At 49.1% G+C, this 21,266-nt stretch carries 23 protein-coding genes and 1 pseudogene; 17 read left to right on the top strand and 7 right to left on the bottom strand.

Going from position 1 to position 21,266, the window contains the following annotated elements; all coding sequences use genetic code 11:
- The first annotated feature begins 105 nt into the window (after positions 1 to 105).
- The gene (locus ACO0LI_RS07605; RefSeq protein ID WP_423031994.1) at positions 106 to 954 is read left to right on the top strand and encodes a D-amino acid aminotransferase; all 849 of its coding nucleotides are present in this window, start codon (positions 106 to 108) and stop codon (positions 952 to 954) included.
- A 138-nt stretch (positions 955 to 1,092) separates the two neighbouring features.
- On the opposite strand, the pseudogene ACO0LI_RS07610 reads toward ACO0LI_RS07605, so the two are convergent.
- A pseudogene (locus tag ACO0LI_RS07610) lies at positions 1,093 to 1,773 on the bottom strand (NADPH-dependent F420 reductase); the annotation flags it as partial.
- A 95-nt stretch (positions 1,774 to 1,868) separates the two neighbouring features.
- On the opposite strand from ACO0LI_RS07610, the gene ACO0LI_RS07615 reads away from it, so the two are divergent.
- Positions 1,869 to 2,828 carry a LysR family transcriptional regulator gene (locus tag ACO0LI_RS07615; RefSeq protein ID WP_423031996.1) on the top strand — a complete coding sequence of 320 codons (960 nt, stop codon included), beginning with the start codon at positions 1,869 to 1,871 and terminating at the stop codon, positions 2,826 to 2,828.
- 105 nt (positions 2,829 to 2,933) lie between these two features.
- Positions 2,934 to 3,215, top strand: a complete 282-nt coding sequence (locus ACO0LI_RS07620; protein ID WP_422948942.1) for a DUF493 family protein — start codon at positions 2,934 to 2,936, stop codon at positions 3,213 to 3,215.
- A gap of 40 nt (positions 3,216 to 3,255) precedes the next feature.
- Here the strand turns inward: ACO0LI_RS07620 and gcvA are convergent, their stop codons facing one another.
- Positions 3,256 to 4,173 (bottom strand): transcriptional regulator GcvA, encoded by a 918-nt coding sequence (gene gcvA, locus ACO0LI_RS07625; RefSeq protein WP_423031998.1) that lies wholly within the window; start codon positions 4,171 to 4,173, stop codon positions 3,256 to 3,258.
- Between the two features lie 213 nt (positions 4,174 to 4,386).
- On the opposite strand from gcvA, the gene ACO0LI_RS07630 reads away from it, so the two are divergent.
- The 6 genes from ACO0LI_RS07630 to ACO0LI_RS07655 all read left to right on the top strand — a co-directional run bounded on the left by ACO0LI_RS07630 (position 4,387) and on the right by ACO0LI_RS07655 (position 9,946).
- Positions 4,387 to 4,704, top strand: coding sequence for a DUF2917 domain-containing protein (locus ACO0LI_RS07630; protein WP_423032000.1), 318 nt, complete (start codon positions 4,387 to 4,389; stop codon positions 4,702 to 4,704).
- A gap of 7 nt (positions 4,705 to 4,711) precedes the next feature.
- The gene (locus ACO0LI_RS07635) at positions 4,712 to 5,296 is read left to right on the top strand and encodes a cysteine hydrolase family protein (protein WP_423032002.1); all 585 of its coding nucleotides are present in this window, start codon (positions 4,712 to 4,714) and stop codon (positions 5,294 to 5,296) included.
- Positions 5,297 to 5,372: 76 nt separating this feature from the next.
- Complete coding sequence (locus ACO0LI_RS07640; RefSeq protein ID WP_423032004.1) at positions 5,373 to 6,272, top strand: PhzF family phenazine biosynthesis protein; 900 nt, start codon at positions 5,373 to 5,375, stop codon at positions 6,270 to 6,272.
- A gap of 252 nt (positions 6,273 to 6,524) precedes the next feature.
- Positions 6,525 to 7,190, top strand: a complete 666-nt coding sequence (gene lipB / locus ACO0LI_RS07645; protein WP_423032006.1) for a lipoyl(octanoyl) transferase LipB — start codon at positions 6,525 to 6,527, stop codon at positions 7,188 to 7,190.
- Positions 7,191 to 7,212: 22 nt separating this feature from the next.
- Positions 7,213 to 8,199 (top strand): lipoyl synthase, encoded by a 987-nt coding sequence (lipA, locus tag ACO0LI_RS07650; protein ID WP_423032008.1) that lies wholly within the window; start codon positions 7,213 to 7,215, stop codon positions 8,197 to 8,199.
- 361 nt (positions 8,200 to 8,560) lie between these two features.
- Positions 8,561 to 9,946, top strand: a complete 1,386-nt coding sequence (locus ACO0LI_RS07655; RefSeq protein ID WP_423032010.1) for a hypothetical protein — start codon at positions 8,561 to 8,563, stop codon at positions 9,944 to 9,946.
- Between the two features lie 99 nt (positions 9,947 to 10,045).
- On the opposite strand, the gene ACO0LI_RS07660 is transcribed toward ACO0LI_RS07655, so the two are convergent.
- The 3 genes from ACO0LI_RS07660 to ACO0LI_RS07670 form a co-directional block, all read right to left on the bottom strand.
- Positions 10,046 to 11,776 carry a hypothetical protein gene (locus tag ACO0LI_RS07660; RefSeq protein WP_423032011.1) on the bottom strand — a complete coding sequence of 577 codons (1,731 nt, stop codon included), beginning with the start codon at positions 11,774 to 11,776 and terminating at the stop codon, positions 10,046 to 10,048.
- Positions 11,773 to 13,698 (bottom strand): hypothetical protein, encoded by a 1,926-nt coding sequence (locus ACO0LI_RS07665; RefSeq protein WP_423032013.1) that lies wholly within the window; start codon positions 13,696 to 13,698, stop codon positions 11,773 to 11,775. Before ACO0LI_RS07665 ends, ACO0LI_RS07660 begins: the two co-directional genes overlap by 4 nt.
- Before the next feature lie 75 nt (positions 13,699 to 13,773).
- A complete protein-coding gene (locus ACO0LI_RS07670; RefSeq protein WP_423032015.1) occupies positions 13,774 to 14,205 on the bottom strand; it encodes a helix-turn-helix domain-containing protein in 432 nt (143 codons plus the stop codon).
- 109 nt (positions 14,206 to 14,314) lie between these two features.
- Between ACO0LI_RS07670 and ACO0LI_RS07675 the strand changes: the two genes are divergently transcribed.
- From ACO0LI_RS07675 to ACO0LI_RS07695, 5 genes are all read left to right on the top strand, one after another.
- A complete protein-coding gene (locus ACO0LI_RS07675) occupies positions 14,315 to 14,929 on the top strand; it encodes a hypothetical protein (protein ID WP_423032017.1) in 615 nt (204 codons plus the stop codon).
- Positions 14,930 to 14,941: 12 nt separating this feature from the next.
- Positions 14,942 to 15,265 (top strand): hypothetical protein, encoded by a 324-nt coding sequence (locus tag ACO0LI_RS07680; RefSeq protein WP_423032019.1) that lies wholly within the window; start codon positions 14,942 to 14,944, stop codon positions 15,263 to 15,265.
- A 51-nt stretch (positions 15,266 to 15,316) separates the two neighbouring features.
- Positions 15,317 to 15,946, top strand: a complete 630-nt coding sequence (locus ACO0LI_RS07685; protein WP_423032021.1) for an HAD family hydrolase — start codon at positions 15,317 to 15,319, stop codon at positions 15,944 to 15,946.
- A 144-nt stretch (positions 15,947 to 16,090) separates the two neighbouring features.
- Positions 16,091 to 16,309: a hypothetical protein gene (locus tag ACO0LI_RS07690; RefSeq protein ID WP_423032023.1), complete on the top strand. Its 219-nt coding sequence runs from the start codon at positions 16,091 to 16,093 to the stop codon at positions 16,307 to 16,309.
- A gap of 198 nt (positions 16,310 to 16,507) precedes the next feature.
- Positions 16,508 to 16,825 (top strand): hypothetical protein, encoded by a 318-nt coding sequence (locus ACO0LI_RS07695; protein WP_423032025.1) that lies wholly within the window; start codon positions 16,508 to 16,510, stop codon positions 16,823 to 16,825.
- A gap of 312 nt (positions 16,826 to 17,137) precedes the next feature.
- Here the strand turns inward: ACO0LI_RS07695 and ACO0LI_RS07700 are convergent, their stop codons facing one another.
- Positions 17,138 to 17,431, bottom strand: a complete 294-nt coding sequence (locus ACO0LI_RS07700) for a putative quinol monooxygenase (RefSeq protein WP_423032027.1) — start codon at positions 17,429 to 17,431, stop codon at positions 17,138 to 17,140.
- Positions 17,432 to 17,442: 11 nt separating this feature from the next.
- The gene (locus ACO0LI_RS07705) at positions 17,443 to 17,973 is read right to left on the bottom strand and encodes a hypothetical protein (protein WP_423032029.1); all 531 of its coding nucleotides are present in this window, start codon (positions 17,971 to 17,973) and stop codon (positions 17,443 to 17,445) included.
- Positions 17,974 to 18,257: 284 nt separating this feature from the next.
- On the opposite strand from ACO0LI_RS07705, the gene ACO0LI_RS07710 reads away from it, so the two are divergent.
- From ACO0LI_RS07710 to ACO0LI_RS07720, 3 genes are read left to right on the top strand one after another with little or no spacing between them, the layout of a single operon-like run.
- A complete protein-coding gene (locus ACO0LI_RS07710; protein WP_423032031.1) occupies positions 18,258 to 19,046 on the top strand; it encodes an SDR family NAD(P)-dependent oxidoreductase in 789 nt (262 codons plus the stop codon).
- A gap of 35 nt (positions 19,047 to 19,081) precedes the next feature.
- Positions 19,082 to 20,158, top strand: coding sequence for a porin (locus ACO0LI_RS07715; RefSeq protein ID WP_423032033.1), 1,077 nt, complete (start codon positions 19,082 to 19,084; stop codon positions 20,156 to 20,158).
- Between the two features lie 32 nt (positions 20,159 to 20,190).
- Complete coding sequence (locus ACO0LI_RS07720) at positions 20,191 to 21,144, top strand: LysR substrate-binding domain-containing protein (protein ID WP_423032035.1); 954 nt, start codon at positions 20,191 to 20,193, stop codon at positions 21,142 to 21,144.
- Positions 21,145 to 21,266 lie beyond the last annotated feature (122 nt).

The raw sequence follows: 21,266 nt of genomic DNA on the forward strand, positions 1-21,266 counted from the left end.
TCCGCACATAAACCCTGGCTATGGCTGTATGCCGTATTTGCATAAGCGAAAACGGCTTTCCATGTAAGAATAAGTCTCTCACTTTTTTTGTCTGCCCTGCCTATCATGAACGAAGCCCTGGTCTATCTCAACGGCGAAATGACGCCCCTGTCCGAAGCCAAAATCCCGGTACTTGACCGTGGCTTTATCTTTGGTGATGGTATCTATGAAGTCATCCCTGTGTATGGTCGCAAGATGTTCCGTGCCGACCAGCATCTGGCCCGCCTGTTCCGCAGTCTGGCAGCCATAGGCATCAGCAATCCGCATAGCAAGGAGGAGTGGCTGGCCCTGATCGCCAAGGTCATGGCAGCACATGACGCAGACGACCAGATGGTTTATCTGCAAGTCACCCGTGGCGTTGCCAAGCGTGCCCATGCCTTCCCCAAGGATGAAGTCACGCCCACCGTCTTTATCATGACCAACCCCATCGTCTTGCCGACTGCGGCTGCGCGTGAAAACGGTGTTGCCTGTGTGGCTATGGAAGACAAGCGCTGGCTGCGTTGCGAGATCAAATCCATCTCGCTGCTGGGTAATGTGCTTGCAGCCCAAAACGCTGCCGAAAACGATGCTGCCGAAAGCATACAATTCCGCGACGGTTACCTGACCGAAGCATCGGCCTCGAATGTATGGATAGTCAAAGACGGCATCCTCATGGGCCCACCGAAAGACAACCTGATACTCGAAGGCATACGCTACGGTCTCATAGAAGAACTGTGCGCCACCAACAATATCAAGCTCGAAGCCCGCCGCATTACCCGCGAAGAAGTGTTTGCAGCAGATGAAGTCATGCTATCATCTGCGACCAAAGAAGTGCTGGCGGTGGTGAAGCTCGATGATACGGTGATAGGCGATGGCAAACCCGGCGCGGTTTATCATCAGTTATATGCGGCTTATCAGGCGGCCAAGGCGGCTTGATTTATATGCCGTAAACTTCGCACGGGCGTAGGTTGGGCTACGCTTCATCAGCCCAACACTCAGCCTCTGCAAACGTATACGTTATTTAAAAGCCCAGTGTTGGGCTGGTAAATCGCAGCCCAACCTACGATAGCTAATCTACTCCGCCTTCGTCTGCCCCAACAAACTAAACCCATGCGTCCAATGCTGACGCTGGAATGCATAACTGATCCATAACATCGCCAGCGGCTCAATCAAACGCGCTGCAGTAATGTCACCCATGTCTATCGCACCACGCCAGCCAAAATCACGCAGGATGGCTGCCACCTCCTGCTTGGCTCCTGCATCATTCCCGGCAATAAACATATCCGGCTGACCATCTGAAAATTGTGGCTGCACCATATGCGTAAAGACCATGGTATTAAAAGCCTTGACCACCCGCGCCTGCGGCAACAGTCTTTGTACCAGCTCACCGGCAGAATCACTGAAGCCTACCGCCAGCCTGGGTGAACGTGTAGCAAAATCCAGTAGCGGATTAACAGCATCAATGACGGTTTTGCCAGCGAAGTTGGCAGAACCAGCCAGTGCCAGGCTTTCAGATAAGCCATCCCATGGCAGAGCCAGGAAAACCAGGTCGGCAGCCTTGACCGCATCTGCATAGCTGCTGGCCTTTGCCGTTGGCACTGCAGCCAGCGCCCCCTTGCTTTTATCGCTATCAGGGTTGCGGGTACCAAAGATCACTTCATAACCGAGGCTGGCAAAGCCTTTGGCGATGGCAACGCCGACGATACCATTACCCAGAACTGCGACTGTCTTTGTAGCTGTTTGCATTTTGTTTCTCCTGTCTGTGTGTTGATAGGAGCGATTGTGATCTCATTGATTAATGCTGATAAGCCAGCTATTCTTATTTTCACTCACAACTTCAGGTTACGAATATGAAGCTCGATGCCTCTCAACGTATTCCCGCCATGCTGTCTTTCATACAGGCGGCAGACCGTGGCAGTTTTGCGGCTGCGGCCAGGGCGCTGCACATATCGGCAGCAGCCGTCAGCAAGAATGTGGCGGGTCTGGAGCAAACCCTGGGCGTGCGGCTCATGAACCGCAGCACCCGCTCATTGCAATTGACCAGCGAGGGCCAGACTTTTCTGGAAAACGCACGCGCAGCGATCGATGCACTTGACCATGCAGTAGAAAGCGTCAGCCGCCAGCATGCTGAAGTGGTGGGCCAGGTCAGGATATCCACAGGTAATGCCTTTGGTCAGCATTATCTGCTGCCCTTGCTGCCCAAACTACAGCAACGCCACCCGGGCTTGCGGCTGGCGATAGACTTTGATGACCATCGCATAGACCTGGTGCGTGATGGTTATGATCTGGCCTTGCGCGGCGGCATGATAGAAGATTCCAGCATCATTTCGCGCGCAGTCTGCCCTCTGTATACCATACTGGCGGCTGCTCCCTCTTACCTGAAACAACACGGCGTACCGCAACAGATCAGTGATCTTGACCAGCACAAGCAAATCGCCGTGCGTTTTTTGAATGGCAAAATGACGACCTGGAACCTGAAGCTCAGGCAAGGCGAAATAAACCGCCCCTACCCGCGTGAGCCTGACCTGACAGTTTCCGCTCCAGAATCTGCCGTGCAGGCGGCTATCATGGGTCTGGGCATTGCTCAGGTGGCAGTTCATCATTCATGGCGTTATTTGCGCGACAACAAGCTCAAGATCGTGCTGGGCACTTTTCATGAGGCAGGCAACCGGCAGATGGTATTGCAATATCCACACCGCGCCCTGATTGCACCGCGCGTCAAGGCGACGGTGGATTTTTTGCTGGAAGAACTGGCGCAAACCGAATCTTTGCATGTGCCTTTGTCATCTCTTGCAGCCTTTCATGCCTGAAGCAAAAACTGGCATGGTGACATGCGGGCAGCGAGCGATGCTATTGGAATTTAATAGCAAGACCCCATATACTGACATTAAGTTATTTTAAGATTTGGAAACATTATGGAAATGAGACCCATCCCCCCCGAAGAAAGTCTGATTGAATACCCTAGTGAGTTTCCCATCAAGGTCATGGGACCTATGCATGATGATTTCGCCCAGACCATGGTGGAAGTCGTGACCTCGTTTGACCCTACCTTTCATGCAGGCAAGGTAGAAATGCGCCCATCCAGTAAAGGTGCCTACATTTCGGTGACGGTGACGGTGTTGGCTACCAGCCGCGAGCAACTGGATAATCTGTATCGTGCGCTGTCTTCTCACCCTATGGTGAAATTCGTGCTGTAAGCGATCTTGCCTGACTGGTCACAGCCAGTCAGGCACACCCTTATGTCAGCGCCCCTGACATGTCCATTTGCTTTTTTTCTTCAGCGACTTCTGCCAGCAGCCATTCCCTGAATGCCTTGACCTGGGGTTTGGCCAGTGCCTCTGGCGGATACACCAGGTAATAGGCAACTTCACAAGGGATATCGATATTAAACAGGCGCTGCAGCAGGCCTGCCTTGATATCCGGCTGCACAATAATATGCCTGCCCAACGCTATACCCTGGCCATCTACCGCAGCACGTGCCAGCATCGATGAATCCTGGAATACCAGGCCACCAGTCGGCTCCTCATTATTCAGACCGGCTGCGCGAAACCACGGCTCCCAGGGTTCGCCATCACAGCGCAATAATTGCGTGCGCGCCAGTTCGGCTGGTGTTTGTGGCAACTGCCCGCCGTGAAAATGCGGGCTGGCGACAGGATAGTAATAATCTCCCATCAATAACTCACTGATCATGCCGGGATAATTGCCAAGGCCAAAGCGTATGCCCACATCTATCGATTCCATATTGTAATCAGCCAGGTGGCTACTCGACTGCAGGCTGACTTCCAGGTCAGGATGATGTTCGATAAACCGCCCCAGGCGTGGTGACAGCCAGCGCGCCGCAAATGATGGCAACGAGGTAATACCGAGGCGCTTTTGCTTGTTGCGCTTCTTGAGCAAATCAGCAGCATCACCCAGGTCCATCAGCGCTTTTCGGATGGTCGCCGCAAACTGCTCGCCATCAGGCGTGATGCTGATGCGTTTGCCATGGCGGATGAACAGGGGCACGCCCAGCTCTTCTTCCAATGCCCTTACCTGATGGCTGATCGCCCCGTGGGTCAAATGGATTTCTTGCGCAGCCTTGGAAAAATTCTGATGGCGCGCCGCCGCTTCAAAGGCACGCAGGGCAGCTAGATTGGGGAGTCGTCGAAAATCCATAGTAGGTAAACGGGGTGTCAGCTGAGGGTGAATTTGTTATAAGCTTATTACAGCTTTACTGTGAATTATTTTAGCAAGGCATTCAAAAATTACTCGTTTTATTTTCTTGTAATGCAAGACTACAATGCTTTCATCGCAGTGCAACAAAGTGGATTCCCTCTCTGTTTAGTAAATGCATTGCCACTTTAGCAGTAAAATACCAGGAGCATGGAAATGACAAATAATTTCGCAAACCCATCATACATGATCGCCGCCGGTGGCACATTGTCTGGCACAGCCGAACACGCCCGTAAAATCGAAGTAGCATGCGGCCGCGTCTGGTTGACAGTTGCTGGTCAGGTCGATGATTACTGGCTCAGCACTGGCGAATCCATGGTCATACCAGCCAATCAATTCGTCGTCATCGAAGCTGAAACTCAAGCCAGTGTGATCGAATTGTCCGCTGTATCAAGCGTGATCAACGTTAAAACCATGGCAGGCACCAGCTATCTGCAAAAACTGACACGCAAATTGAGCCAGGCATTCGCTTGAGCGGTGAATGAACAACAAAAGCAGCACCGGGGCGAATATGGCACAGACTGCACTGATCTTGATTGACGTACAACAAGGCTTTGATCATCCCAAGTGGGGACAGCGCAATAATCCGGCAGCCGAGCAATATATGGCTGCCCTGCTGCAACACTGGCGTGAGCAAGAGTTACCTGTGATCCATGTACGCCACCAGTCGCAAGAGCCAGATTCGCCTTTGCGTGCCGGGCAAGAGGGTTTTGAATTCAAAGCCCTCGCACGCCCATTGCCAGGTGAAGCCATCTTCACCAAAAAAGTGAACAGTGGCTTCATTGGTACTGAGCTCGAAGCATGGTTGCAAGCCAAGGGCATCAAGCAGCTTGTTATTGCCGGCTTGACTACAGACCACTGCGTATCAACCACGACCCGCATGGCGGGCAACCTTGGCTTCAGCGTAGAGCTGGTGGCCGATGCCTGCGCCACCTTTGACCGCCCTGGTGTCAATGGTGAACTGATACCAGCAGATGAAATCCACCGCATTCACCTCGCCAGCCTGCACAATGAATTTTGCGTTGTCAAAAATACTGCTGACGTCATTGCTGCGCATACCAAGTAATACCTCTAGAAATCCAACTGGCAAGTCAGGGGATTAAACTCCTATAATGTCCATTCCAACAAATTCAGGAATGGACATGGGCGAGCCAGTAGAAGTGCATATCGTTCACGCATTTACCCAACAGAACGAAGGCGGCAACCCGGCTGGTGTGGTCTTGAATGCCGACACTTACACCTCCCAGCAAAAATTACAGATCGCCCGCGCCGTAGGATTATCAGAAACCGCCTTCGTCTCCAGCTCAGACTGCGCCACCTACAAGCTGGAATTTTTCACCCCAAACCGCCAGATTGCCCATTGCGGCCACGCCACAGTCGCTACGTTTTCACTTTTGCGTGAACTTGGCAAAGTCAGCGAAGGTCTGTGCAGCAAGCAAACCATAGATGGCAACCGCGACATCCTCATCAAGGGTGAGCTCGCCTTCATGCAGCAAAGCACGCCACGCTACCAAAGCATTTCTGCAGACGACAGTGATGGCTTTGCCAGCCTGTATGAGCGTATCTTGCAAAGCATGGGCCTGACCGAACATGACCTGTTGCGTGACCGTCTGCCCACCATCGTCAATACCGGCAATGCCTTTCTCGCCATCCCCATCATAGGCCGCGAATGCCTGGCCAATATCCAGCCTGACCATGAAGAAATCGGCAACATCAGCGAAGAGCTGGACCTGGTCGGCTTTTACCCCTTTACGCTTGACGTACAAGACAGCAGCCACGCCGCCAGCACCCGTATGTTCGCCCCACGCTACGGCATAGGTGAAGAAGCCGCAACGGGCACTGCCGCCGGGCCGCTGGCCTGCCTGCTCTATACCCAGTACAACATCCCCGGCCCCACTTTCCAGATAGAACAAGGCGTACTCATGGAACCCGCCTCTCCCAGCCTGATCAAGGTGGAACTGGAGATACAGCAGAGGCAGATACCCAGTCTCATGGTGGGAGGCAGAGCGAGAGTGGAGAAGACCATGGCGGTCAGGATTTGATGGGGCAGGCCATAATGTGTTGTAGGTTGGGCTACGCCTTATCAGCCCAACACTCAGCCTATCAATGACGTATTCGTTTATTAAAGGCCCAGTGTTGGGCTGGTGAAGCGTAGCCTAGCGAGGCCCGGCCCAACCTACGTTATGTCCCAACCCACGATCCCCTCTCCCACCATAAACTTATCACTTATTCATCTAGGATAGCATTTACACAAGCAAAGACCTCGCCCCCACAAAATGTTACACTAGCAGCCTATGCAAGCTGCCCTCGCCCCCAACGTAACACCCCGCATCATCCATCGCGGCATTGAGCCCTATCAGCTCACTTTCGACGCCATGCGCGCGTTCACTGATGCCCGTGATGAGCATACGCAAAATGAATTCTGGATCGTCGAACACCCACCCGTCTACACCTTGGGCTTGGGTGCCGACCAGTCGCATGTACTGGCCGCCCATGACATCCCGGTTTTGCAGACCGACCGTGGCGGTGAAGTCACCTACCACGGTCCCGGCCAGGTTGTGATCTACCTGCTAATAGACTTGCGCCGCAGCCACCCCAAGGCAAGATTATTCGCCCGCGAATTCGTCAACAAGATAGAACAGGCAGTCATCAACACCCTGGCAGCGTATAATCTCGCTGGTGAACGCAAAGAAGGCGCGCCCGGCATCTATGTCAGCGATGGCCAGTGGCAAGGCGCCAAGGTCGCCGCCCTGGGCTTGAAAGTGCGCGGCAACGGCTGCACCTATCATGGCGTATCACTGAATGTAGATATGGATTTGACACCGTTTTCCTGGATCAACCCCTGCGGCTATGCTGGCCTTGCCACAGTAGATATGAAAACCCTGGGCGTGACTGTGCCGCTAAGCCAAGTCCAGAATGCACTCGCACAGAATTTGCAAGATCTTTTGACTGCCCCCTGATTTTTCGACATCGCTTCATACCATGACAACCGAAAACACCAACGTCGCCACCGCCGCTTACGATCCCACCGAGAAACAAAAAGGGGCAAGTAAGACTGCGCGCATCCCCATCAAGATCATCCCGATGGAAAGATTGCCCAAGCCAGACTGGATACGCGTCAAGGCTGGTTCACCGACTACCCGCTTTTATGAAATCAAGGACATCCTGCGCGCCAACAAACTGGTGACAGTCTGCGAAGAAGCCTCCTGCCCCAACATAGGCGAATGCTTTGGCAAAGGCACGGCCACCTTCATGATCATGGGCGACAAATGCACCCGCCGCTGCCCCTTCTGCGACGTTGGCCATGGCCGCCCTGACCCACTCGATGTCGATGAACCAGCCAACCTGGCAAAAACCATCGCTGCATTAAAGCTCAGCTATGTCGTCATCACTTCAGTAGATCGCGACGACTTGCGCGACGGCGGTGCCGCCCACTTTGCCGAATGCATTACCCGCGTGCGCGAATTGTCCCCCATGACACGCATAGAAATCCTGACACCAGATTTCCGTGGCCGCATGGACCGTGCGCTGGAAATTCTCAACATGGCCCCGCCAGACGTGATGAACCACAACCTCGAAACCGCGCCACGTTTGTACAAGGAAGCGCGCCCGGGTTCTGACTATGAATATTCCCTGAACCTGCTGAAACGCTTCAAGGAACAACACCCGAACACCCCAACCAAATCCGGCATCATGGTCGGCCTGGGTGAAACCGATGAAGAAGTCCTGCAAGTCATGCGCGACATGCGCGCCCACAACGTCGACATGCTGACCATAGGCCAGTACCTGGCACCAAGCGGCCACCACTTGCCAGTACGCCGCTATGTCCACCCAGACGTATTCAAGATGTATGAAGAAGAAGCCTACAAAATGGGCTTCGCCCATGCCGCCGTTGGTGCAATGGTGCGTTCAAGCTACCATGCTGATCAGCAAGCGCATGGAGTAGGAACGGATGTTAGAAATCAGTAAGTGGCGAGACAAATCAGATACTGACGAGATAAGTCAATAATGTAACAGTCAAAATTTTTACAATAACATTATAGATATCAATAACTTACCACCTATTTCAGCCTTTCCAAAGGATGAAAGAATTTGGCGAATTGACTGGTTCGGAGAAGTAATCTTCCCGAACCGCTTACTTCGCCGAACACAGCCTTCTGTCCTTGTTCACCTTTCCAGAGTTCAAGACGACCGTTTTTCCGACGATCTGACAATCCAGCTTTCCCCTCAATCAACCTCACCTGCCAGGTTTCAAAAGAAAGTCTGGATTTCCGTTGGCACCCTGCCACGTTTAAGGATCGGTGATCTTTGGCTGAATGGCCGACTGATAGTGCAACCCGACTATGAGCTGGAAGAATTCCAAGACATTGAAATTAACAGGGAATCAGCGCACCTGATCAAGGCTGGATTAAATCTCAATGATCAGGGTTTTTTACTGCCGCTGTCTGAGCATCCGTGGCACATGAATTGCACTCAGTCCTATTGCGTGATGGCCAATCTTTCAGGCAATCGGCGAATGATCATTCCCTGCATGGAATTGATCCGATTTTATTTCGGCTCATCCAGCAATCTGATCACAGCATTGTTCCTACCACCGCTGAAACGAACATCACTCTATACTGCAGCCACGCTGAACAAAATTAATGGGCGCTTGTCATTGCAACTTGCAGAACACATATCTGGGGCATCCGCAGCAGATATTGGACGCTTGCACCTGGACGCCACGGCTTGGCAAGCGGCACTCATGATAGGAACCTCCATGCTTACGAGTTCGGTGACGCGACAATCGATCTATCCCCAAGGCTTATTTCCTTTTGAAGGAACAACGACATTGATTGCAGCTGGCAAATGGCTTTCATTTGCAGACAAGGCGCGCGCGACATTCATTGTCTACAGCTTGCGCTCCTGCTCTCATGCATTCCCATTCAGATCACTACGATACGAAAAGTACAAGACGAGTACTAGCAACGGTGAGATTGGCAGACCCGGTTCCAGCAGCGCCAAAGAGCGTTCCCTCAAATCTGCGACGGAAGCAAAAAATCAAAGTCTCGAAGAACGCGACGGATCAAATAGCCTGGCAAGCAAGACAAAATCCATTCGCCTGGAACCACGCTTTCCAGACCTCACAAAGAAACCCATCTGGAAGAATAAAACGCTGGCCGGTGCTGACGGCACCGGCAATAAATACGTTGGCGCAGCGCCTCCTGTTCAAGCGGCTGCAGTTGGTCAACCAGGGTCAGAACAAAGAATTCGATCGGTGGATTTTTCTGTGCTCATCAATAAAGATCCATCACAACGCTGGCCAGTCCCAAATTTTTTAAAGCCAGTCATTGTGCAGCTTTCTGAATTGAATCAGTTGAACATCGAACTATTGACAGAAAGCGAGGAAGACGGCTGGACAGTACCTATCCTCATGCTGTGTGATGAAGATGGTGTTATCGACCCAAAATTATTTATTGAAAATGGCATAAACATTTCACGCCCTCGCCGGGTCGCTGTCTTCGCCATAAAGAATCAAACTGAGCACATCAGCCTAGCAATTGTTGAGTCTGTTCCATTACACACAAAGCTGTACGCAATGAATGGTCAAAATGTCGAAGAAATTCTTGATACATTGTCGTGCGTGGCAAATGATTATCTTGCTCGCCCTGAGCTAGAAGAAATCAATATTGCGGATCTCGTCAATTGGGTCTTCGCTACTAACGACCCGGTTTGATAATTTATATTTATTCTTCATCGTAGTAATGAAACAACAATTTTGAGAGCTAATTACCAAAAACAAACATATGTGACATACAATCCTCAGCATTAATCCTCATGGTACAGCTGGCGATTCACTAATATCTACTGCATTCGGCAGTGATTTGTACAATACTGATGCAGGTACTGGCATGCGAAAATGTCTACACGCAATGAAGTCAAAAATCCACTTGCCCGCCATCTTAGCAGGTGAATTTGCATCCCAGTCATATTGGGGATTGCGTAAAAATAGCTGCATCCGATCTATTAATATCCCAATATCTTTTGGAAGCGTATAAGGCGCCTCAGTATCACCTTCCTCTGTAGCCCCACCGAAGTACCATTGCTTTGACCATCCAATGGATGGATGCCAGAGTTGAGCGCACACATTTGAATAACTAGCTGCATGATTATCGGCTAAAAGCTTGTATTGATCATGCATTTCAAGGACTGCACACCAAGCTGCGAATACAGCTAGACACCAAGATGTACTCATCAAAGAGTCACAAAATTCTTCGTTTTCACTTTCACCTGCAATAAGCTCAACCAAATCTTCAAGGCGATCTGTCCCCACTGGAAAACCTCTTTTGGATAGAAAGCAAAAATTAAGACGCTCCACCAAGCTAGTCAGCCAGGCTTTCGCTTCGTCATGTCTACCGGCAGCACAAAGAAATAGAAGTCCAATCTGGATATCAGTGACGTGACTGTCCAACGGTGGCGATCCTGCACAACTATTATTTTTTATAAGCGCACAAAGATCGTTTGCTATTACGGTTATGCATTTACCCCGATACTCACGTTCAGAGTCTGGAGCCTGTTCCAACAGGAACGCAAGCCCAATAGTGCTAAGCATACCGATGTGCTCAAACACCACAATTCCTAACTCTGCACCTTCTGAACAGTACCCGGTCATACCGTCACCCACCTGAAGATAAGGAGAAATAGCCATGAGATAATCACCCGAAGCTTGGAAATAAGACCTCCACATATCAGTGATAATTGGGTAAAGACTTTTGCGTTCCAGCTCTGAAACAAGCATAACTCTGTGCCATGACCACAGTAGCGCACGTTCATTCACCCACAGTGCTTGCCGGGTATCGCGCTCCTCACGAGCCCAAGATGCGCAAATCTGTGCAGCTAGATGCGCGCGCTTTAAAGCTTTAGCGAGCGCCGTGATTGCAATAGTCCCATCAATCAAACTACCGGTCTTGGATAGACCAAGTTGCCTAAGCAATAAACGATTCAAATCCCTATAGTCATACTCATTTTCTCCCGCCACCGCAAGTGCCTTGCGCAAGTCAGTTCTGTCATCCGCTGTGAAAAGATTCTCGTTTAACATGTGGCGCACAATGAGCGAGGCAACTTTGTCACCGCCCCAAAAATCGATTATTGCTTTTTCCGAATTAGTCTCCTTGAACGATATCCAGTTTGGTTCGACATCTTGCTTCATGTCACCAGTAGTACTGACGATGATTTTCTTTCGAATCGAATTATGTTCCGGTGAAATGTATTTGTTCAAGTAAACATCAAGAACTTCATTTAATGACGTGCGAACACACGTTGGCTCTGGATTATCCCAGTCGCGTCGCCCGATGTCACCGCGTTTTATAACGAACAATAGAAGTTCTGGTTGGTTATCTTCTTGGGACGTGCCGAAGACCGCAAGATCAACACCATGTTGCCTCACACCTGTCTGCGGCCTCGTTAGGGTGACATAGCCCATTGATAAAAGTAAATCAGGTAACAGGCGATCGAATTCATCACGTTCTTTCAGTGTGCGTAAAAACTGCGCAAGTACTAATCTCATTGTTCTTCCCGCGTAGTAGTGCGAAAATTAAATCCACGTATTGCGTTACCGATCGGATCAAATACTTCGCGCCGTGGAATTGCAATTGAATGAGAAAACGTGTGCATTTCCGTTGGTTCTGAATATGCATTTTGTTGATATGAGAAAGTTCCCTTTCCCGCCTTAATAGAAATCCTAGTCGCAATTTTATTAATAATTGAATTTTTCTCTGCCTCACTTTTTGCTTTACTCATCTGTTTTGCCCTAGCAAATACAAAAAGACGTCGGAGTCGTAGCGGCGGGACAAGTTCCTTGGCACGTGGCAAAGCATCTAACTTCTCCATTTTTAAGCGTAGCAGCTCTGCGATGCGCAACAAAAACTCACTATGTATCGGCATTCCCTGAGCTGCTGCATGTAGCGCTTCCAAAGTCCAGCTTGGGTAGTCATAGCCAATTTCATCTACAAGTAATGAACTAAGAAACGGATATATGCGTTCTTGAGATTTATTGCTTTCCAGCATAGAGAATGTGAGAGATAGCATATGATCGTGACCATGCAAGTACCCCAATATTCTACGAGCGAGGAATATCAATCCAGGCTGATCAAGTTCATTTATTTGTTGAATATCGAGTTTCATCAAAAAAGTCTTTGGCCATGCATCTAAAATATGCTGCATCGAAGCCGGAAGCCTTTTACAGTCATGTAGTAGCCATGAAGTAATCAATTTACTTCGCAACTCTTCAAATTGGCCTATGGACTCTATCGTCCGCGGAAAACTATCAGCGAAGGTAAAGTCATATGCGCCTTTGCGGCCATGTTTTTCCGCCCACTGACTTAAAGTGTCTAGTATTAAAGCTTGAATTTCTGTCCTTTGAACAAAAATAGCAAGTGCATTATCTAAGACGGATATATTGTTTTGATTTTCTGGGAGCAGCGCACACATCAGTGACAACCATTCTGGTAAATCTGGGCGTAATATGAAGCAATCACTCTTGAGCCACATTTGTTGCGCAGTTCTGGCAAGCACGTCCTGGGCACCGGATTTACACAATCCCTTTATTACCTTGTCAAACACATCTGTAACCGACAGTGCTTCGATAGCACTTTGAATTGCTCTCAACCTCACAGTCTCTTGGCTTGCGTCTATTTTTTTAATCACTAAGCCCTGCAGAGCTGCTAACGATTCCGGTAGAGCATTTGGCATTTGGAGTAATCTCCCTACAATCCAAATACCAATTTCAGAGCGCATCGGAATTTCTGAGCAAGTATCTTTAATTGCAAGGTCAGTGGCTAATTGAAAATCTGACTGTGCTATCGCCATTAATGCAGTGCCGAATAGAGATATACCTGAGTTACTAGGCACCTCCAATAACTGCCTATGCAATCGCATAGCCTCTTGGGGGTTCAGTGTATACCAGCGTTCAAGCACTATGTACAACGATCCACCAACCATATCGTTTCTTACACTCTCATACGTGCAGTCGCATAAATCTATTAAGGAATTTATTTCAATCACTTTAAGATATGGAATTGCGGCTTCCAACAAATGAATTACGCCCCAAACATCTGCACCTTCCTTTATGAGATTAACTGCCGTAGCGATGACATCCAGCGACAGCGCCCCTGCCGCAAGAAGTCTGCCAGATGCCATGTCCTCGTGCCCGATTTCGTTGCGCCACAATTCTTTGGCCTTAGCGAAAAGCTGCGACACAAAAGTAGAATCGCTCATGTCAAATTTGCTAAAAATCGATTCCGCAACATAGCGGTTACGAGCAGCGAGAGAAGAAAATTGAATCGTTCTCCCATTGACTTGATATTCATCAATTTCAGAGGGAGGCACAAGAAATTCAATGTCAGACAAATCGAAATACAATTGACGCGTACGAGTTTGATGATGACGCAGAGCAATCTCTCCGATTGAAATTTGCATTCTCGTATTCATAGGTAATTCAGAAGAAAAAGTTTCCAGGTATCATCATGACGACCAACTCAGCCACTCAGTGCTTATTCCCATAATTTAAGTTCCGCCAGAAAGTTTTTTGCACATCTCTACAGTCCAATTGCGAACCCATTCTCTGTCAGCCTCGTTGAGATCGTTTAGTGACGCAGCAATGTCAACGGCCTGATCTAATGGGCGAGAAGATCCTGCCCGTACTAAGGTGTCAAGTGGCACCTTGAAAAGCTCTGCCAAGTCAATCAAGCGAAGCAGTGGCGGTATTGTTGCACCACGCTCGAACCTGGAAATCGTTTCTTGCTCAACGCCAATAAGCTCTGCCACCTGCTCTTGCGTCAAGCCTTTGTTTAGGCGTTGCTTGGCCAAAGCAGTGCCGATCCGCTTGGCGAATTGATTTTCCTGTCTCGCAGTAACCATTTCCACATTCCATGTCTTATAACCACATGAATAGTGGTATTTCTTGGTTTTTCTGGTAACATCGTAAAATGTGGTCAAACCACAATTATTGAATATTTAGGAACCAAATCTGAATGTTATGGATGAGGAAAGCACGATGTTTGCTGCTTACGTCGCTATGGTAGATCTGAACTAAACAGGAATTGGAATGGCTGGAACCTTCAAAACGGCAGTCACGGCTGCGCTTGGAACACTTGCAGTTCCGGTCATGGGTTTTTCTGGACTTGGGTCTATCGTTGCTTTACTCGCGCTACTTTTCGCGCATGATTACAGAACAAGCGGCGTTTTCATCTTCTTTGTGGTCGCATCCATCATCTGTTTTCTTTCGATACGACTGTTGCAAGGAATCTACAAGAAGTCCAGAAATCTGGTGGAGAGCATCAACCGACAGGCAAACCTGAATTTCAACGTGGAGAATTTATTAGGATATCCAAGCCCCATATTCCTGGTTTTCGATAAGAAAAACAAAAAATTAGCTGTATGCAACAGTAGTACCGGCACATTCCAGATACATCAACTTTCTTATTTGCTCGCCTGGCATTACGAATGGAAAAATAGGGAGACCATGGAATTCACTGGTCAATTCCACCAGGTAGGAAATACTTCGATCAACTCGCCGTCGTTTGAACGCGGCCACAAGCGTATGCTTTTTGAATTGGTTATAGAGCTTGCTGACGAGACCAATCCTATTATGAAATTTTATATGAGTGAGAGAGAAGCGAAACAGTGGTGTGCGAAACTGAATGCCATTGTCAACGGTTAGCAAGTCTGGCATGTGCCCATTGCGCTCTCCAACATAAAAATACCCATCACTATCGCCTGGCTTTCCAAGACCAGGCTACGATCTAAAGAAAATATGCATTCGGTTCAAGAATTACAGCATGGCGCAATTATGGTGCGCACAAAGTGTTTAGAAACGGTCACTCAGTTCGCTTCAAATAATCCAGGTATCCCAGCACAGGCCGTTGCCATTGGCCTGGGTGAGTTACTCATTCAATTCTCTGTTTCCCAACTCGGGCAGGAACATACGCATCATCTACTGTCGTCACTGCAAGAAGCCGTGCTCCTATTCGGTGATAAAATTATGGAGCCACATTAATCAGTTCAGCATTGGCTGCCCAACAATCTGCACGAACAACGCAACTACACGATGAATATCCAAACCAAGGTCAAAGGGACAATCGCCTTAGATGCAGATGGTGTGCTACTTGACTATCATGCTTCCTATGCAATGGCCTGGCAGAAGGCCTTTGGAGTCCTACCAGCAGTAAAAGACCCGCTTGCCTACTGGCCTATTGGTCGATGGGATGTTCAGAGATTGACTGGGGACGAACTGGAGCGGTTTCGCTTATGCTTTGACGAAGAATTCTGGTCCACCATTCCACCGTTGCCAGGTGCGCTAGAAGCCTGCCATCTGCTCAAAGAAGCTGGTTATGATTTGATGTGTGTAAGTGCGCTGAAGGAGTCGTACCGGCTCTCCAGACTAAAGAATATCCGTGACCATGGATTTCCAATCGACGACGTGATCGCGACTGAGCACAGTGATACAGGCAGTAGTCCAAAATCAAAGGCACTCAGCGACTTGAAACCTGTTGCCTTTGTTGACGACTATCTGCCTTACTTCCGTGGCGTGCCAACCAGTATACACATGGCACTCATCACCAGGGAACCCAATGGGACTCCAAATATTGGAGACGAGTTGAGCAATATCTCTTCGTCACATTATGATCTGCTGGAATTTGCAAAATGGTGGATACATTTTCCACCAGACATAAAGTAAATTGTTTGTATTGAACTTGAGGACAAAATGCAAATGGCCCACATCAGTGAGCTATTCTTACTCCAACGTCTCCAGGGGGAAGCTTACGCCCGAGAGTCCCAAAGCACACGGCGGAATTGTATATCATTTAGGGAAAGTTGTTGCATGAGCACTACTATCGATACCTTTATCATCGAGGATTTTCCTCAGCTCCGACTGATCGCATGGAATCGTGATCCCCTTGATGCAATCACCGGTGAGGATGCGTTCGATCTCTACGAGCGAAATTGGCGTTTTATAGATGAAAAAGCTCTGCATCCACGTGAGCGTGATTTGATTGATCAACTGACGCGCGAGTATGGCCACGGCATATTGCACGTTTGACTGCCCTAGTAATAAACTGATCGCTTAGTCTGTCATCTCTCGCGGCGCAGATTTTCTCTACCAACAACACCTGCAATTAGATATTGCGACACTCTTCGGACCAATTTTTTACCTTTTCAGATTCTGACAAGAGCGTTATATCACTCACCATGATGTTGGGCTAAAATTCATCCTATTTCCAGATAGATAGGATCTCGTGTGATAGCTACAAGCTTTGTTGATTTCTTCACGGAAAGTGAAAATCGTTTCCGTGAGTTGGTTGAGGAATTGAACTCGAAAGGATATACAACGGACGAAAGCTTTGGCGTGTCTCGTTGCATATTTGAGCGCGTTTCACAACGTCATTTTGATCTAATTCACAAGATTCACTTCAATGGGGAGTTGAGCAGCATTGCGGTTAATTCGACAGCGTTTTGCCGTACTCTTGGCGAGTATGTCTATGTTATTTATGATGAAGGTTTTTTCTCGGACCGTGCTCAAATCGAGTCTAGGCTGAGACGAGATGGAGTTTTTTGATATTGAGTCCAATCACGAACAGCATTTTTTTTGCATCAATTTTACACGTATCTGGACTGGAACCTCCACGTCCAGCGCCAATCTGTGCTTCATCTTGCCGCGTTCAACGCTTTCGTCCGAGCGTGGTAAAACAGGCCGGATATTAAATTCTAAAAAGGGCTAGATACAGTCTACTGGGTTCGACAATGTTTCGCATTGCAAAAGTGCGCAGGTGAATAACAATAAACCGCTTACAACTACTCATGTATGAAATTTGAAAGCTAAGTTTCTCAAAAAAACGCCGCAGAAAAAATCTGCGGCGGGCAATTTTCGTCACGCTATTTGGTGCAATTCGTATAGGGTGAAATCATCAATGGTATGACCAGCAGTCGTACGAAAAGCAGCAATATGCTGACTCTCCATATGTGCTTGCCAGAGTTCCCGCGTTTCCCATTCCTCTACAAACGTCACTTCGACTTTGTCCCTCGACGACCTGTGCAATTCATAACGCAGGCAACCAGGGCTGTTCTTAGTCGCTGCGACGAGTCGCATTTGCTCGGAGATCATAAGTTGCTCCATGCCGCGCTTGGCACGCACATGGGCGACGATAGTCAGTGTATTCTTCATCGCAAATCCTTTCAGTGTGGCTTTGCGGGCGGATATTGGTCCAAGTCTTCTATTGATGGTCCTCCCTTAAGCCAATTTACGACCCAGCCGCTTTCGAGAATATTCACCGTCTGTGATCCAGCAGGCAGCCAGGCTTCGTGTAGCACCCCACCTGGGGCGCGGAAAAAACCACCGTTCTCGACGTTGTAACGTACGCCATTTGAATCGAAGGTATGCGTTCCGCCAACTAGGATGACATGAGTTTCCGCCAAGTCATGGGTATGTGGCTTGATGTGTACTGCAACCGGGGTGCGGAAAAAGATCATTGTCAACTTGGACTTTGGATCGCTGCGAAGCAAAGCATATTCCGGAGATCGGTCTCCGGCTTCCGGAATGGTCTTGATCCATTTTAGTTGGCCAGGATTGATCAGCAGAGGCGCTGTTTCGGTGGCTGCAGGCTCGCCAGATTTAACTGGCGCAGCCATCACTTGAGGCAAAGCACCAGAGAGTATGGCGACGAGCAAGAGTGTTGTGCGTGTCTTTTGAAAAAGATTGGTTTTCATTGTAATTCCTCCAGATTATTTAAATGAGGGCAACACCTTGCGCTGCCTTGGTCTGAAGTATGGGAGGCTTATGTGTGCTTTATAAGCCAGTCTCGGGGAATAAGTGTCATGAAGTATGTTCACATATCCTCAACGGCGTAGCGCGCGACTCCTGACACTCCCGCTCGTGAATCAAATTCAAAAGTCATATTCCTTTAGTGCTACTTATCGGCCGAATCGTTAGAGAATATCTTGATCACCAGGGCTAGCGCCTGGAACTTTAAGAATCTTAATGAGGAAAAATCATGGAATTGAATTTGAGCGGTAAAACGGCACTGGTTAGCGCATCTACCTCCGGTATAGGTTATGCAATAGCAACTCAGTTGCTGGAAGAAGGGGCTCGAGTCATCATCAATGGCCGGAGCGAAACGACGGTAGCTCAAGCAGTAACGACGCTGACCGATCGTTTTGGCGCTGGCCGTGCTCTGCCATTGATCGCCGATGTCAGTGTTGCTGGCGGAGAGAATATCGCGGCCACCGCATACCCGGAAATTGACATTCTGGTCAACAACATGGGGACCTACGCGCTCAGCGATTTCTTCCTCACCAGTGACGAAGACTGGGAGCGCATGTTTAGCACCAACGTATGGAGCGGTGTACGCCTGGCGCGTACTTACATGAAATCGATGCTTGAGCGCGGTCATGGCCGCGTGATCTTCATTTCCAGTGAAGTCGCACTGACACCAATGGCATCGATGGCGCACTATAGTGCGAGCAAAGCTACTCAACTGTCAATCTCGCGTAGTCTGGCTGAACTGACTAAAGGTACTGCCGTGACTGTCAACTCGGTATTGCCTGGTCCGACAGAAACAGAAAGCCTGAAAGGCTTTATCGAATCCGTCAACCCTGGTTTGGCATATGCGGACGCGGAACGTAAGTTTATAAGCGAAAACCGTCCTTCTTCCTTGATCTATCGTTTGGCCAAGCCCTCCGAGGTAGCCAATGTCGTCGCTTTTCTTGCAAGCGAACGCGCCGCACTCATTAACGGTGCCGCCATTCGTGCAGAAGGCGGCACGGTGCAGACCATCGCATGATCGATAGGCCATTGGCAAGAATGATAGGGAACGATATGTTTAACCCGCTAAAAAACACGGCAACGACATTGATAGCGGGGCTCGCTATGGCAGCAGCAAGTCCGGCGATCGCGCAAAACAATGTGATTCTCTATGGCCGCATTGCCGGTGGCTTCGACTACATTAGCAAGGTTGCGACAGACAACGCTAAGGATGCGACAACGTCCCGATACGGCAGCAATCAATGGGGCACAAGCCTATGGGGACTTAGAATAAAGGAGGAATTAGGAAATGGATTGTCGGCTGTGGTCAACCTCGAAAGTGCCTTCTCAACAGGCACGGGCGACACCGGTAGTGCATTATGGGGACGCTACTCTGTCGTTGGCCTGTCCAGTAACAGCTATGGCACCTTAGTGATGGGCCGAGCAATGGCAATCCCGGATGGAGAGGTTTATGCTATAGATCCTATGGGAATGCAAGCCACCAGTGCGGCAACGCTACACAATAATCGCGCATGGGGGCCGCGCTCCAGAGTTATCACGTACAACTCACCCGATTTGGGAGATGTTTCGTTTCGCGTACAGGCTAGGCTAAACAAAGATCAGGATGCGCCGATAGGACGTCTTCTGGCTGGTGTAGTGACGTACTCTAGTGGCCCCCTTATGCTGAAGGGGCTGTATGAAGAAGTTCGCGACGCCCAAGATGAATTTAATAGCTTGTATACTGCCTCACGGCTTTACGTTGTCGGTGGCACTTATCAAATAGATGATCTGAAAATTCTTTACGGCTACAGCATGATCCAATCAGGTGCCGGAACTGTTGCTGATCCTGATAATCCCGTTGCGTCCACAAAACAGAAAACTGGTTGGATAGGCCTGAATTATCGAGTAAATAGCCATTTGACTACGATCGGTGGAATTTACCGTGCGAGCAGGAACAAAGGGGGCGGTGGTGCAACGTTAGCTGCTATCGGTGCCAACTATTCGCTATCGCCCAAAACTATGCTTTACGCTACAGCGGGTACCGTAGCAAACAGAGCGAATGCTGCGTTCACCAGTGAACTAGGTGGTGGAAGGCCTTTGCCTGGAACAAATCAACGAAATATCTATGCTGGTGTACTGCAATGGTTTTGATATGCTTATAATTCAAATATTGAGGAGCCATTATGGATAGCCGCAGCGGCGAAATGCTGGTTTTTGTAAAAGTCGTGCAGACCGGCAGTTTTTCCGCAACAGCACAGCTACTTAGCCTATCGCCGTCAGCTGTTAGCAAAGTAGTGACACGCATCGAAGAACGGCTCGGCGTCCTTTTGTTTCAACGTTCGACCCGACAAATGGCATTGACAACCGAGGGCAGGGAATTTTACGATAGTTGCGTTCGGATTTTGGATGACATTGACGAGGCGGAACAAGGAATATCGCAGCGCGCAGTCTCCATACGTGGCCTACTTAGAGTAAACGTGTCACTGCCTTTTGGTACGCATTATGTGGTGCCGCTACTGCCAGAATTCTCGAAACGGTACCCAGAAATTGCTGTCGACATCTCCTTGACCGACACAAAAATTGATCTTTCCCGAGAAAGCGTCGACGTAGCGATTCGGATGGGGCCGTTGAACGACGGAAATTTTAGGGCGCGAAGTTTGGGTAGAAGCAAGCGTGTCGTCGTAGCGGCACCGTCTTACTTGAGTCGTAATGGCACGCCTGGCATTCCTGCCGACCTGGCAAAGCACTCATGCCTGAATTTTAATTTTCGTCGGTCTTTGGATGAATGGCCATTTATCATCGATAGTCACCCTATTCAGCTTGCAGTGAAGGGTGGCATCATGACCAATAATGGAGAAACTATGCGCCAGCTAACGCTTGAAGGGATGGGTGTCAGCCGTCTCGGCATGTTCCATGTCTATGAAGACATTAAGAGTGGAAGACTGATTGAGCTTTTGGCTGACTATAATGCCGGCGACGTCGAAGATATCAATATCATTTTTAGCAGCCAGCGTCATCTGCCAGCACGTGTTCGCGCGTTCATAGACTTTTTCGTTGAAAAACTCAGTCCCATCATTCTTGAAAGCGGAGGTGTGGAAAACCCTCTGCTTCCGTTTTCAAAGTCTAAACAGATCTGATTTACGTTGCAATGTGAGGCAGTTGTCCGCTTGCGAATGACCAATGATCGAACGGCGTAAAGTGAAATTCGAGAATTGCTTACTTCAAGCGAAAAAAATTATGCCCTAAAGCAAATGTATGT

It is taken from the genome of Undibacterium sp. Tian12W, from assembly GCF_049339405.1.
Lineage (GTDB): Bacteria > Pseudomonadota > Gammaproteobacteria > Burkholderiales > Burkholderiaceae_D > Undibacterium.